Origin of the sequence: Priestia sp. FSL P4-0332, assembly GCF_038005845.1 — a bacterium.
GTDB lineage: Bacteria > Bacillota > Bacilli > Bacillales > Bacillaceae_H > Priestia.
In genome coordinates, this window is record NZ_JBBOUA010000001.1 from 4,744,558 (window position 1) to 4,757,996 (window position 13,439).

A 13,439-nucleotide genomic window follows, 5' to 3' on the forward strand; every position below is an offset into this window, starting at 1 on the left:
CTCCTTTACACCAGCAGTGTTGGCCGCACATCTCCTTCTTCACAACATTCTTGCTTAAGAGGACAGTTTTCACACTCACTGGATGCATAATTCTTTTGAAAATGTTTTGGTTCCATTAACACACTTTTGACAATATGTAGTTGAAGTATGGCTTTTTGATAATCGTCTGGTGCAATATGATAAGTTGTTGTTTCTCCAGTTAATAATGAATAAAAACGAATTTGTTCAGGAACCTTTTTAAAAGCTTGTTTCGAAAAAACGATAATAAAGTCTTTCATGGCGTTTTTCACTTCTTCATGGTCATCTAGAATGAATTTTGTTACCGTATAAGACTTCTCTGTCCATGCAGCAAAATCAATGGTTAGAGAAAGGTTGCTTTGAATTTCTTCTACATACACGCTGTATTTCTCAAACACAAAAAGCGGTAGTTCCACATGTGCTTTCTCTCCTAAAAACCTTAGTAAATAATCGCTTACTTTAGCTAACACATCGTAATAGTGAACGGGTGATGAAAACATATTTGGCTTTAGGCGCCAATATTTTTCAATAAGCTGTAAAACATAGAGGTTCGAGCGATACTCAACGGGCTTGCTATAGTATGTTTTAATGATTTGATGGACAGTTACTTGAACAAGCTGTTTCCAATCTATAGATGTTTTTTTCAAAAGAAGCTGCTGCTGATAAAATTTGTACGGACATCGAATAAATTGTTCGATGTGGTCGTTAGAGAGTGTCTTTATATGCACTTTTATCGGTTCCACCTATGTCTCACCACCCTAATTGAAATTCATTCTCAATAATAAGTAAAAATTAAATCATGAAATTTGCTCAATCACTTTACGAATAGCACTCCATGAATGTTTGACGAAATAAATCGGTTTTTTTTGTTTTTTTGCTTTCTCTTTAATGACTTTTGCCATATTGTGATTAATAAAATCCGTAATAACTAATACAACCCCAATATGTTCGGGTATTTCTCGCTTCACCATATTGCTTTTACGGCCATCTAAATGAATTACTTCATTAAATCCTTCTCCCGCTAAACGATCTGTAATATGCTTTAACCTGTCTCCTCCTACAACCATAACTGATGACATGTTTGTTCCCTCCCAATTAATTATTCATTTAATGATTTGACAACAACTTGTATTCTTTACTATATACACAGTTTAATTGAGAATGATTCTCTTTGTCAATGTTTAATTGATAAAAATTCTCAATTAAAATGAAAGTCTACCACCTTTCTTATAAGTTAGTTGAATTTTGACCATACTATAGCTATCACATACAAAGGAGGGTTAACGTTGGAACAAAACATTCTTTGTGAAGTAAATAACTGTCACTTTTGGAAAAATGGAAATCACTGCAGCGCAGAAGAAATTTACGTGGTAAGTCATAGCGGAAAACATGCAGCAAGCAGTTATGAAACAGACTGTAAAACGTTCAAGCCAACTGAAGCGTAACCCGCAAAAGGACAGCCTCTGGGTTGTCTTTTTTCTCTCTTCAAGATCATAAAAAAGGAGACTAATATGAAAACTGAACAACTGATTCATTTTTTTAAAGAAGAAGCAATAAAAGCAAATGAACAAACCTTTCCAATCTATGTACAATCGTTTACTCATTTATGGACATATAAATGGGGAACACTTGAAAACATTCCAGAAGAAATTGATGACTTAATTACCACACGTGCATTAGAACTTGGACTTATTCACTTAAAAAAAGCTGACTAATCAATAAGGAAATTAGTCAGCTTTTGTATTTATAGATCATCAAATCCATTCGCATCTGATGCTTTTGTATATTGTCTTGATTTCTGTTCAAAGAAATCCGTTTTCCCTAAATCTACCTCTTGATAAGCAATAATCCAACGAAGAGGATTTTCAATCGGTGCTTCTGGGAAAGCAGCTCGACCGAAGCCTAACTGATTACAGCGTTTATTAGCCATGTATTCAATATACTGCTGCAGTTCTTTCATCGTGATGCCGTCGAATTTTTCTCCGATAACAGATTCCGCCCATTCAATTTCAAGACGAGCTGCCTCTTGGAACGTTTCAACTACAAACGTTTCTAGCTCCTCCGTACGATAAGCTGGATTTTCATTTAGTACTTCCTTGAAAATCTTTTCAAATAACCCAACGTGAAGCTGTTCATCACGATTGATATAGTTAATCATCGTAGATGTCGCCACCATCTTTTGATTTCTCGCAAGATTATAGAAGAAAGCAAATCCGCTATAGAAGAAAAGGCCTTCTAAAATAACATCATATACCATAGACTTCAAAAAGTTTTCAACCGTTGCTTCTTCGCTAAATGCTTTATATCCGTTTGTAATAAAGTCATTTCGAGCGCGAAGCTTTTCGTCTGTGCGCCAGTATTCAAATACTTCATCTTGTTTTCCTTTTGGTACAAGACTTGATAAAACATATGAATACGAATGATTATGAACCACTTCTTGCTGCGCTAAAATAATCATTAGAGCATTAATCGAAGAATCGGTTACATAGTCAGCTACTTTGCTAGCATAATCTGATTGAATACTGTCCAGTAGCGCCAGCAAGCCAATAATTTTTAAAAAGCTCTCTTGTTCGTCAGCCGTTAACTGAGGGAACTGCTTAATATCTTGACCCATATTAATTTCAAACGGCGTCCAGAAGTTAGCTAGCATACGTTTGTATTTAGGGAACGCCCATGAAAATCGGACGTCATCCCAGTTTAGAATATTTGAGCTCTTGCCGTTAATGATTCCTGTCGAACGGTTCGGAGCTGTTTCGTTCATTAATTCTCGTTTTAACATGCTTGTCATCAATTATTCACTCCTTTTAACTATGACAGCTTTCACATTCTTCAATGACTTCACTTGATGTTGAACGTACGTAGTAGGTCGTTTTTAACTTTTCTTTCCATGCCGTCATATGAAGATCCAGCAGCTCTTTTGCTCGGATATCATTTTGCACATATAAGTTGAATGAAATGGATTGATCAATATGGCGCTGTCGCTTGGCGTTTTGCTTAATGCTCCAGTGCTGATCAATTAAATAAACGGACTTATAATACCAGTTTGTTGCTGGTGATAAATCTGGTGCCGTCACCGGGATTTTATAGTTTTTCTTTTCCTCTGAATAAAACTTACGGAAAATCGGATCAATACTTGCAGTAGAACCCGCGATAATAGATGTTGATGAATTAGGTGCTACAGCCATTAAGTAGCCATTTCTTATCCCATTGCTTTGAACTTCGTTACGCAGTTCACTCCACGCTTCGCTTGTGTATTTACGTGTTTCAAAATAAGCGCCTGACTCAAAATCTGAGCCTTTAAATAATGGATATGCACCTTTTTCTTTAGCTAAGTTCATGCTTGCCTGTACGGTTAAGTAAGCAATTTGCTCATATAATTCATCGCAATATGCTACCGCTTCATCTGTTTCCCATGCTATTTTCTTTAAGGCAAGCAAATGGTTCCAACCAAATGTGCCAAGCCCTACTGCGCGGTACTTTTGGTTTGTTAGTTTTGCTTGAAGTACCGGCAAATCATTTAACTCAATAACGTTATCAAGCATGCGTACTTGAATTGGAATTAAACGTTCAAGCACATCTTCAGTTACGGCTCTCGCTAAGTTGATAGAAGAAAGATTACATACAACAAAATCGCCCGGATTCTTTGTAATAATAATTTTTCCGTCTTCCGTAATTTCCTCTGTTACGACCGTTGTGCTTTGGTTTTGCGTAATTTCTGTACATAAGTTGCTGCAGTAGATCATGCCCTCGTGGCGGTTTTGATTAGCTCGGTTAACCGTATCACGATAGAACATATAAGGCGTTCCGGTTTCAAGCTGCGAAAGCATAATGCGCTTGAAGATTTCAATAGCAGGTACTGTTTCTCTTGAAAGCTGTTCATTATTTACACACTCAGCGTAACGAGTGCGGAACGAACCGCTGCCTTCTTCTTCATCATAAAAATCTTCTAACGAGTAGCCCATCAGCGTACGAACTTCGTGAGGATCGAATAAGTGCCAGTCTTCACGTGCCTCTACTTTTTCCATAAACAAATCTGGCAAACATACGCCAGTGAATAAATCATGCGTGCGCTGACGTTCGTCACCATTGTTCAAACGCGCGTCTAAGAATGAAAAGATGTCTTTGTGCCATACGTCTAAATATACGGCAATAGCTCCTTGTCGTTGACCTAGCTGATCGACACTTACAGCCGTATTATTTAGCTGTTTCATCCATGGAATTGTTCCTGATGATACGCCTTTAAAACCTTTTATATCACTTCCTCGGCTTCTAATATGACCGAGGTAGACACCAATTCCGCCTCCATTTTTACTAAGCGTGGCCAAATCTGTATTGCTATCATAAATACCGCGTAAGCTGTCATCAATCGTATCAATAAAGCAGCTAGATAGCTGTCCGTAGCTCTTTCCTGCGTTTGAAAGTGTTGGTGTGGCAACCGTCATATATAGACTAGAAAGCGCCCAGTACGCTTCTTTTACTAATGCTGTTCGATTTTCTTTCTTTTCTTGAGACATCAGCGTCATAGCAATGATAAGAAAACGTTCTTGCGGTAATTCGTATACGCGCTTATCATGTGATGTCGCTAAATAGCGATCTGCTAATGTCAACAATCCAATGTATGTAAATAAACGATCGCGTTCAGGAATAATGACTGAAGCAATTTCATTAATTTCTTCTTCTGTATATGTTTTTAATAGCTGCTTATTATAAATGCCAATTTTTGTTAGTTCTTGAATAAGCTGATAAAACGAACCGTACTTCTCTTTTTTATCGTAACCTCGGTTGTCCGCTGCTTTTCGATATAGTTCGTTTAAGTAGACGTCTGCCGCTACGTACGTCCAATCGGGTTCTTCCATTGAAATACGCTCTAAGGCTGCCAAAATTAGTACGTTTGCAACCTTTTCGTCCGTCATATTTTCCTTTACTGTAACAGTTTGAATAACCTTTTCCTCATACAAAGAAAAATCAAGCTGCGTAAATTCTTTTTTTAAACGTTCAATATATGCAGTTAATTCATGTAGAATTGTAGGCTTTAATGTATTCACCATAAATATGGCTCCTCTCTTCACTTCAAAATAAAAAATCGCTCACCGTACCTCGGTGAGCGAATAGAACGAAGATAGAAGAAGACACTAAGTCTTTTCTCAATCCTCGCTCTACCCTCTCACCTCCCGAAGAAGATAAAACGACATAAAAAAGGCAGGTCTCCTGACTTATGCTTCTTTTTACTTTAAGGCCTTCCCATGATGTTTACTCACAGTGGATCTCCTTATTTCATCAGCATTCACAGTTGCGGGGACAGCTTTGGATTTTCACCAAATTCCCTTTTAAGTCTTTTTATCAGACACCTTTTTCACTGGAAAACACAAAATATAGTATTTTATTATGGATTTCAAAACAACATATTGTGTTATGTTATAAACACATTATATAGGACAACTTAGAAAACTATCAACCTATTTTCAAAAATAATTTTGTTTTTTACGATAAAACTCTTCGACCTTTTTCATCAAACTATTCCATCATAACATGTTTTGACACGCTTGATGGAACAATGTGCTCTTTTTAAAAAATTTGTCCTATTTTTCTACTAAACATTGACAACCTCAATAAAAAAAACCGTTTTTCATAAAAAAACGGTTTTTAATTATTTGTATTCTTTTTCAAATGCTGTGATTGTTTTGATAAACTTTTTATCAATATCGTATCCTATCCCCGGTTTTCCCTTCACCTTTATTACTCCGGCTTCTACCTCTACTTCGGGCTTAATAATATCTTTTTCCCAATAGCGAGACGACGCAGAAATATCACCTGGTATCGTGAAAGAAGGCAGTGTGGCAAGGGCGATATTATGAGCTCGTGAAATCCCTGCTTCTAACATTCCTCCAACCCAAAGTCTTACACCATGCTGGGCGCATAAATCATGAATTTGCTTTGCTACGGACATTCCGCCAACTCGACCGATTTTCACATTGATAATCTTACAGCTTTCTTGTTCAATTGCATGACGTGCATCTTCATAGCTCACAATACTTTCATCTAAGCAAATCGGCGTCTTCATTTGCTTTTGTAACAATCGATGATCAAGGATATCATCAGAACTTAACGGCTGTTCGATCATCATTAAATTCAATTCATCTAGTTTCTTCAATGAATCACTATCGCTTAACGTATAGGCTGAATTGGCATCAGCCATAAGAGGAATGCTTGGAAATTCATCTCGAATTTGTTTCAGTAGCTCATAGTCAGCACCCGGCTTAATTTTCACTTTAAAGCGCTTATAGCCATCTTTCATGTAAGTCTTTATTTGTTCTTTCATTACGGAAATGTCATTTAAGCCAACTACCACTCCAGCTTCTACAGCAGGCCTTACTCCGCCAATTACTTCAGATAACGGCTTATTTTGCCGCTTTGCATACAAATCCCATACAGCACAGTCCAAAGCTGCTTTAGCCATGTTATTTCGCTTTAGAGGTTTGAATAGCTTTTGAACATCCTCTGGTTTTTGAAGCTGCTGATGAAGAAGCGAAGGAATTAAAAAATCGTCTAACATATGAAAACACGTCTGAATCGTTTCTTCCGTATACCAAGGAGATGAAAAAGCAACGACCTCTCCCCACCCTGTAAAACCTTTTTCATCTTCTACTTCCAGCAAAATCAATTCTCGATCCTGCACCGTACCATAGCTTGTTGAAAAAGGAGAAAGAAGCTTCATGTCAATTTTATAAAGATGTACTTTTTTTATAATCATCGATTAACTACCTTTCTGTATGAACGATGATAGCTTCCGGCGTATGATTTTATTAGAAGCCGTTCGCGGCAGCTCCTCTACTCGAACGAAATACTTTGGAAGTTTGTACTTCGCTAAAAATTGTTGCATGTGTAAAGATAATTCTTCATCTGAAACGTCTTCTTTTGTAACGATGCATGCTGCCGGAACTTGTCCCCATTTTTCATCGGCTACTCCCGTTACACCAGCCTCTTTAACAGCAGGGTGCTTCAATAAAATATTTTCAATTTCAGCTGGATATACATTTTCTCCACCTGAAATAATGAGGTCCGAACGTCTGTCTAATACATATAGGAAGCCTTCTTCATCCACTTTCCCGATATCTCCTGTATAGAACCAGCCTTGTTGAAGGGCTTTTTCAGTAGCTTCAGGTTTATTTAAATATCCTTTTGTAACATTTGGACCTTTAACAATGATTTCTCCTGCTTCGCTTGTTTCATTTCCTTTTTCATCTACAATTTTCATTGCACATGGAAATAATGGTTTACCTGCTGATCCCAGTTTTCGCAAACTGTCTTCAGGTGAAAGGGTAACGAACTGTGAAGATGTTTCTGTCATTCCATACGTTTGATAAACAGGAATTTCTTTATTCACACAAGCCTCTAAAATAGTAAGCGGTGCAGGTCCTCCTCCTAAAAGCATGCAGCGAAACGTATGCGGATATTTCCGTTCCCCTAACTCATCAAGCATATTGGATAGCATGGAAGTGACAACCGAAATAATCGTTACCCCTTTGTTTTCAATCGCTTCATTTACTGCTCTTGCTTCAAACCGTTCTTCTAAAATGATTTTCATTCCGTAAAAGACGCTCCGCATTAAAATAGATAAGCCGCTAATATGAAACAAAGGAACCGCTATAAGCCAGCAGTCTTTTTCATTTAATCCTAAATTAAGCGCTGAGCCAACGGAACTCCACCAGTGATTTCCATATGTCTGCAGCACTCCTTTTGGATGACCTGTTGTTCCAGACGTATACATAATGGTGAATGTCTCCTCGAGATTCCACGTTTTTTGAAAACCTGTTTCTGCTTCTGGAGAACTTTTTAAAGCAGGTAAAGTAAGCTGAGTAATGGAACTTTGGAATTCTCTCATTAAAAATGTTTCATCCGCAATAAGCAACGACACGTTTGCATCTGTTAGCTGATAATTAATTTCTTCGTTTGTCAAACGCGTGTTGACGAGCAGCAACCGGGCGCCAATATAAGAAACCGCATGTAAAATCTCAATAAACTCCACTCTATTTTTCATGTATAAAGCAATGGTATCGTCTTGCTTTACACCGTTAAAAGAAAGCTGCTGTGCTACTTTTTGAACACGTTTATGAAGCTCATGAAACGTAAGAGACGTTTGCGGTGTTTCTACCGCCACTCGATTTGGCGTCAAATATGCTCTTTGCATAAGCCCATTGGGAATCGTTTGGCTACTCATGAATTTCTCTCCTTTTTATACTGATTAACTAAATTAAATTGAAAAAACAGCCTGATGATAATCACCAAGCTGTTTCAGCTGTTTAAGGGAAACGTGGGAACTGTTGGAAGTCTGGATTGCGTTTTTCCTTAAATGCATCGCGACCTTCTTTTGCCTCATCGGTTGTGTAATAAAGAAGCGTTGCGTCACCCGCAAATTGCTGGATACCAGCTAAGCCATCCGTATCAGCATTAAATGCTGCTTTTAAGAAACGAAGAGCGGTTGGACTTTTTTCTAACATCTCTTCACACCATTGAATTGTTTCAGCTTCAAGCTGTTCTAATGGAACGACCGTGTTTACTAATCCCATGTCTAGTGCTTCTTGAGCGTTGTACTGACGGCATAAGAACCAGATCTCACGCGCTTTCTTATGACCTACGATGCGAGCTAAGTAACCAGAGCCATATCCTGCATCGAAGCTTCCAACTTTAGGACCTGTTTGTCCAAAGACTGCGTTATCCGCTGCAATTGTTAAGTCACATACAACGTGAAGAACGTGGCCTCCACCAATTGCATAGCCTGATACCATCGCAACAACCGGCTTTGGAATTACACGAATTAAGCGCTGTAAATCTAGAACGTTTAGACGTGGAATTTCATCTTCTCCTACATAGCCGCCGTGGCCGCGAACTTTTTGGTCTCCGCCTGAGCAAAATGCTTTATCTCCAGCACCTGCTAATACAATTACTCCAATACTTGCATCGTCACGAGCATAAGCAAATGCATCGATCAATTCCATTACTGTTTTTGGACGGAATGCATTGTGCACTTCCGGACGGTTAATCGTAATTTTAGCGATTCCGTTATATGTTTCGTATAAAATGTCTTCATACTGACGTGCTGATGTCCATTCAACTGTCATCTTTATTTCCTCCTAATTATGTAGTAGCTAAGAACTCACTTACTATTCTACCAAAAATCTCGGGTTGTTCCACGTGAATTGCATGGCCTGTCCCTAAAATAATTCTAGAAGTAGCATTTGGTATTAATGTTTGCATTTCTTTGGAAATTAAACAAAACTTTTGATCTACTTCTCCTGTAATAAGCAAAACCGGCATCAACAGATTGTCCAGCTTCTCCCAAAGTGACGGCTGGACTCCTGTTCCCATTCCTTTCAAACTGTTGGAAAGGCCGGTTTCTGTATGCGAAAGTCTTTCTTTACGCACCGCTTCTTGAACATGGCTAGGCAATTGCTTTTGAGAACTAAAAAGAGGGATTCCCTCCCAAAAGTTTACAAATTCTTCAATACCATTTTTCATAATGCGGCTCGCCAGCTGTTCATCTTTTTCTTTTCTTAGCTTTTGTTCTTCTCGCGTTTTTAAACCAGGCGATGCGCTTTCTAATACCAACTTTTTCACAAGGTGTGGATATCGCTGAGCAAATGAAAGAGCAAGCCTTCCTCCCATCGAATATCCAATTACATTCACCTGTGATAGAGATAGCTGTTGAAGAAGCTCATGCAGTGCTTCAACAACTGCTTCCATTGAATATGGTTTGATTTCTTTCGGAGCTGCTGATTGGCCATGACCAATAATATCAACAGCAATCACCTGATAGTCTTTAACGAATTTCTTCATAAAGGTACGCCAAGTTTGAGAAGAACCGGTAAAGCCGTGAAGCAGAAGCAGCGGCTCTCCTTTTCCCTCGGTGTGCACATAGTAAGATACACCATTTAATTGATACATCATTGCTTATTCCTCACCGTTTGACAAATTTATTTCCCCGGAAACAAGTTTCCACAAACTGCGATGAGTCTCTACATTTTCTGTACGAGTTGTACGAATCTCTACAACATGCAACCCGCCTTTTACGAAAGCATGGTTCATTGCATGTCGAAATTCTTCCCAGCTGCTTGCTGAAGAAAATGTGCCATCATACAAACGCGTGGCATGCTCAAAATTTAATCCAGTTGGCGTACCAAATAAAAATTCAAAGTGCTTTTCTTGTTTTGACTGCGGTAAAAATGAAAAAATTCCTCCGCCGTCATTGTTAACTAGCACAACGGTTAAATTCAAATTATGCATTTTAGCTGCCAGCAGACCATTTAAATCGTGATAAAACGATAGGTCACCAATAAATAAAACGGTGTGATCGTAAGCCGTGCTTACGCCTAGAGCAGACGAAACTACACCATCAATTCCATTTGCTCCCCGATTTACAAAGAGTGGAATATCTTTTTCCGTATTTAAGAAGAAAGAATCAATATCTCGAACAGGCATTGAATTTCCAGCAAACAAAGCCGTGCCTTCAGGTACTACATCAACAATTTCTTGAACTACTTGTCCTTCGAACCATTCCTGGCCAGAAGTTAATGTTCTCAAAGCCTGTGCAGTTTGAGCATTAATCTTTTTCCACAGCCTCAGCCATGAAGTAGACTCCTCTTGATTCGCTGAAAGACGCTTGATCAGTTCTTCACAAAATAATGTATCATCGGCTTCAATCATCACTGTTGAACGCAAAGTAGGATCTCTCCAGCCTTTACCTTGGTCAACTACAAACATTTCTGTCGGCTCGTGTGCTTTCAAAAATTGCAATAGCGGTTTCGATACCGGCATCGCGCCAAAACGAATGACAACTTCCGGGTGAAAACGCTCATCAACCTTATCACTTTTTAAAAATGTATCATATGTCTCTATTACATTTTCTTTTGAATGCTTGCCGCTTCTTAATTGTGATAACGGATCTGCAAGGACCGGAAAGCTTAAAGATTCAGCTAAACGGCATACGCTGTCTACTGCTTTTAAAGACATTTGGTCTCCGCATATAATAAGTCCTTTTGTTGTTCCCTTTAAGCGCTTCGCAATTTCTTCGAATCCTTTTTCAGATAGAGATGCTTCTCCATGAATAGCAGCCACATATGATTTACCGCGTTTCCCTTGACTCCATAAATGTTCAATAGACAAATCTGGTACAATCGGTTCACGTAAAGGTACGTTAATGTGTACAGGACCGCTCGGTATAGCTTGAGCTGTATGAACAGCCCTTGAAGCTACTGTTCGAATATAACGATTCATATCTGCACTTTCTTCTGGTAAAGCTGTATCTACAAACCACTTCGCATATTGACCGAAAAGATGATTCTGATTAATGGCCTGCGGGGCACCTATATCCCTTAACTCATGCGGCCGATCCGCTGTGATAACTACTAAAGGAATGCGTGAGTAGTGAGCTTCAATTACTGCAGGATAATAATTCGCTGCAGCTGTTCCAGATGTACATACAAGCACCACTGGTTTTTTCTTTGCTTTTGCTATTCCTAGAGCAAAAAAGCCGGCGGAACGTTCATCAATATTTAAGTACACATGAATATCAGGGTGTTCAGCCATGAGCATCGCAATAGGCGTTGAACGTGACCCTGGACTGACCACTACTTCTTCAACATTTGCTTCTACTAATTCATCCACGAATGACGCAATATACGTTGTTAATGATTTAATGTGTTCCACGCATAATCCCTCCTAAAGCTGAAAGCATCGGGTTGAATTTAATTCTTGTTTCTTCATATTCACTTTCAGGCGTAGAATCTGCTACAATTCCACAGCCCGCAAATAAAACGGCTTCTTTCTGCTGAATAACAGCGGAGCGGATTCCTACTATAAATTCACCGTTTCCGTTGATATCCATCCACCCTAAAGGAGCTGCATACCACCCTCGGTCAAAGGATTCTAGCTGTCGAATAATAGGCAAGGCCTCCTGTTGAGGATATCCTCCTAGCGCTGGTGTTGGATGGAGCTTTTGAATAAATGAAAATAGCGTTACATCTTCCTTTATACGCCCTTTAACAGGTGTATACAAATGTTGAATATGCTTTGTTTTATATAAACTTGGCGTACTTGGAATTTCTACTTCATAACAATAAGAATTCATCGCTTCTTTAATCATATGAACAACAACATCGTGTTCAATTAAGTTCTTGGGATCTTGAAGCAATTCCTCACCTAGTTCGTGATCTTCCTGCCTTGTCTTTCCTCTTGGAATCGAACCCGCTAAACAAGTGGAAAACACATAATCTCCTTGTTTTTGCACTAGCCTTTCTGGGGAAGCGCCGATAAAATGCTGATGCTCTCCCTCTAAAATATATGTGTAGCTAGTTGGCTGTTCCTTTAACAGACGCTGAAGCACGTATTCAGTAGAAATATCTTCATTAAATTTTACTTTTAATTGACGAGCAAGAACCACTTTCTCTATAGCCTGTTGCTTAATTAAAGTAGTAGCTCTTTCAACATTTCCTTTAAATTTCTCTACCCCAATTTCCCCTTTTTCCAACAGCAAAGGTGAAATATGAGATTCCCCGTCGTACTCTTCACAAAGAACAAGCTTTTGGACCTCTTCGAAATAATTGATGTGCTTTTTAACAGAATCTTGTCCTTTAACCATCATATTAACGGTAAGGTATCCTTCTTTGTCTACCTGAGTATATAACACAGTTGGAATCATAAATTTTGAACTCGGGAAATCACTCCAATAGTTTTCTCGATACTGATTTGGGTCAAATGAAAATCCTCCAAATAAAAGAGGACCTGTCCCATCCGGGAAAATTTGGTTATTTTTATAAAAGTCTTCTTTTATAAAGCGCTTCCATTCATTTTCAATGTGGAAATAACGTTCTTTTGCCGCATTGGTGCAAATAGTATGCGCATATCCTAATCCAACAAATGTATAATAACTGTTGGGATCTTTCCAAAAAAAGCGTTCTTTATAAAACTGGTCATGTCCGTTCGCATAAAAAATAAGGGGGTCAATAGGTCTTACTTTTTTCACTAAACTGACCAATTTTGGCTGATTTTCATTTTTTGCACACTCAATCGCATCTTTAATGTATTCTTGTACTAACTGTTCGGTCGTTGCAATCACACTACGTCCCCCCGTTCATCTTTTTTCTTAAGTCTGTAACTAACTTATTATAAACTTTCAGTTCAAAAAAATCTAGCATCGCGATTCGCCAGAAAAAATTAATTTCGCTTGTCTAAATTATGCGTTTTTATTAAATGAATCAAAAATCTTTATGATCTATTTAGTACTCCTTAAACCTCGAGAACGTTATTTTTATCATACCCTTTTCTATAACCTTTAACTTTCTTTAATTTTCCACTCCTTTTCTCTCTTAGCTTCATGAATACCCCAAATACTCCTAATATGAATCGTGTTTTTTTGAATTTTTAAC

Annotated in this window: 12 protein-coding genes and 1 riboswitch; of the genes, 2 read left to right on the forward strand and 10 right to left on the reverse strand. The window is 38.4% G+C overall.

The genetic code is table 11. The features are described 5' to 3' along the window. Positions 1 to 5: 5 nt before the first annotated feature. The gene (locus MKY06_RS24845) at positions 6 to 761 is read right to left on the reverse strand and encodes a hypothetical protein (RefSeq protein WP_223268961.1); all 756 of its coding nucleotides are present in this window, start codon (positions 759 to 761) and stop codon (positions 6 to 8) included. A 54-nt stretch (positions 762 to 815) separates the two neighbouring features. Beyond that, positions 816 to 1,097 (reverse strand): DUF2325 domain-containing protein, encoded by a 282-nt coding sequence (locus MKY06_RS24850; RefSeq protein WP_025601454.1) that lies wholly within the window; start codon positions 1,095 to 1,097, stop codon positions 816 to 818. Positions 1,098 to 1,304: 207 nt separating this feature from the next. Between MKY06_RS24850 and MKY06_RS24855 the strand changes: the two genes are divergently transcribed. Together MKY06_RS24855 and MKY06_RS24860 are read left to right on the forward strand one after the other, a co-directional pair. Then, a complete protein-coding gene (locus MKY06_RS24855; protein WP_013059558.1) occupies positions 1,305 to 1,463 on the forward strand; it encodes a DUF1540 domain-containing protein in 159 nt (52 codons plus the stop codon). A 66-nt stretch (positions 1,464 to 1,529) separates the two neighbouring features. Further along, positions 1,530 to 1,733: a hypothetical protein gene (locus MKY06_RS24860; RefSeq protein WP_013059559.1), complete on the forward strand. Its 204-nt coding sequence runs from the start codon at positions 1,530 to 1,532 to the stop codon at positions 1,731 to 1,733. A 29-nt stretch (positions 1,734 to 1,762) separates the two neighbouring features. Here MKY06_RS24860 and MKY06_RS24865 read toward each other — a convergent pair whose 3' ends face one another. The 8 genes from MKY06_RS24865 to MKY06_RS24900 form a co-directional block, all read right to left on the reverse strand. Further along, complete coding sequence (locus MKY06_RS24865) at positions 1,763 to 2,806, reverse strand: ribonucleotide-diphosphate reductase subunit beta (protein ID WP_013059560.1); 1,044 nt, start codon at positions 2,804 to 2,806, stop codon at positions 1,763 to 1,765. A gap of 16 nt (positions 2,807 to 2,822) precedes the next feature. Then, positions 2,823 to 5,066 carry a ribonucleoside-diphosphate reductase subunit alpha gene (locus MKY06_RS24870; RefSeq protein WP_016765778.1) on the reverse strand — a complete coding sequence of 748 codons (2,244 nt, stop codon included), beginning with the start codon at positions 5,064 to 5,066 and terminating at the stop codon, positions 2,823 to 2,825. Positions 5,067 to 5,199: 133 nt separating this feature from the next. After that, positions 5,200 to 5,385: riboswitch (cobalamin riboswitch) on the reverse strand. 280 nt (positions 5,386 to 5,665) lie between these two features. After that, the gene (gene menC, locus MKY06_RS24875; protein WP_029319911.1) at positions 5,666 to 6,769 is read right to left on the reverse strand and encodes an o-succinylbenzoate synthase; all 1,104 of its coding nucleotides are present in this window, start codon (positions 6,767 to 6,769) and stop codon (positions 5,666 to 5,668) included. Positions 6,770 to 6,772: 3 nt separating this feature from the next. Continuing rightward, positions 6,773 to 8,236, reverse strand: a complete 1,464-nt coding sequence (locus tag MKY06_RS24880) for an o-succinylbenzoate--CoA ligase (RefSeq protein ID WP_098279031.1) — start codon at positions 8,234 to 8,236, stop codon at positions 6,773 to 6,775. 82 nt (positions 8,237 to 8,318) lie between these two features. Next, positions 8,319 to 9,137, reverse strand: coding sequence for a 1,4-dihydroxy-2-naphthoyl-CoA synthase (menB, locus tag MKY06_RS24885; protein WP_013059564.1), 819 nt, complete (start codon positions 9,135 to 9,137; stop codon positions 8,319 to 8,321). Between the two features lie 16 nt (positions 9,138 to 9,153). Then, positions 9,154 to 9,963, reverse strand: a complete 810-nt coding sequence (gene menH / locus MKY06_RS24890) for a 2-succinyl-6-hydroxy-2,4-cyclohexadiene-1-carboxylate synthase (RefSeq protein ID WP_289920136.1) — start codon at positions 9,961 to 9,963, stop codon at positions 9,154 to 9,156. A gap of 3 nt (positions 9,964 to 9,966) precedes the next feature. Further along, complete coding sequence (gene menD, locus MKY06_RS24895; protein WP_218215379.1) at positions 9,967 to 11,721, reverse strand: 2-succinyl-5-enolpyruvyl-6-hydroxy-3-cyclohexene-1-carboxylic-acid synthase; 1,755 nt, start codon at positions 11,719 to 11,721, stop codon at positions 9,967 to 9,969. After that, positions 11,708 to 13,129, reverse strand: a complete 1,422-nt coding sequence (locus MKY06_RS24900) for an isochorismate synthase (protein WP_098279030.1) — start codon at positions 13,127 to 13,129, stop codon at positions 11,708 to 11,710. The genes menD and MKY06_RS24900 overlap by 14 nt, the downstream gene beginning before the upstream one ends. Positions 13,130 to 13,439: the final 310 nt, after the last annotated feature.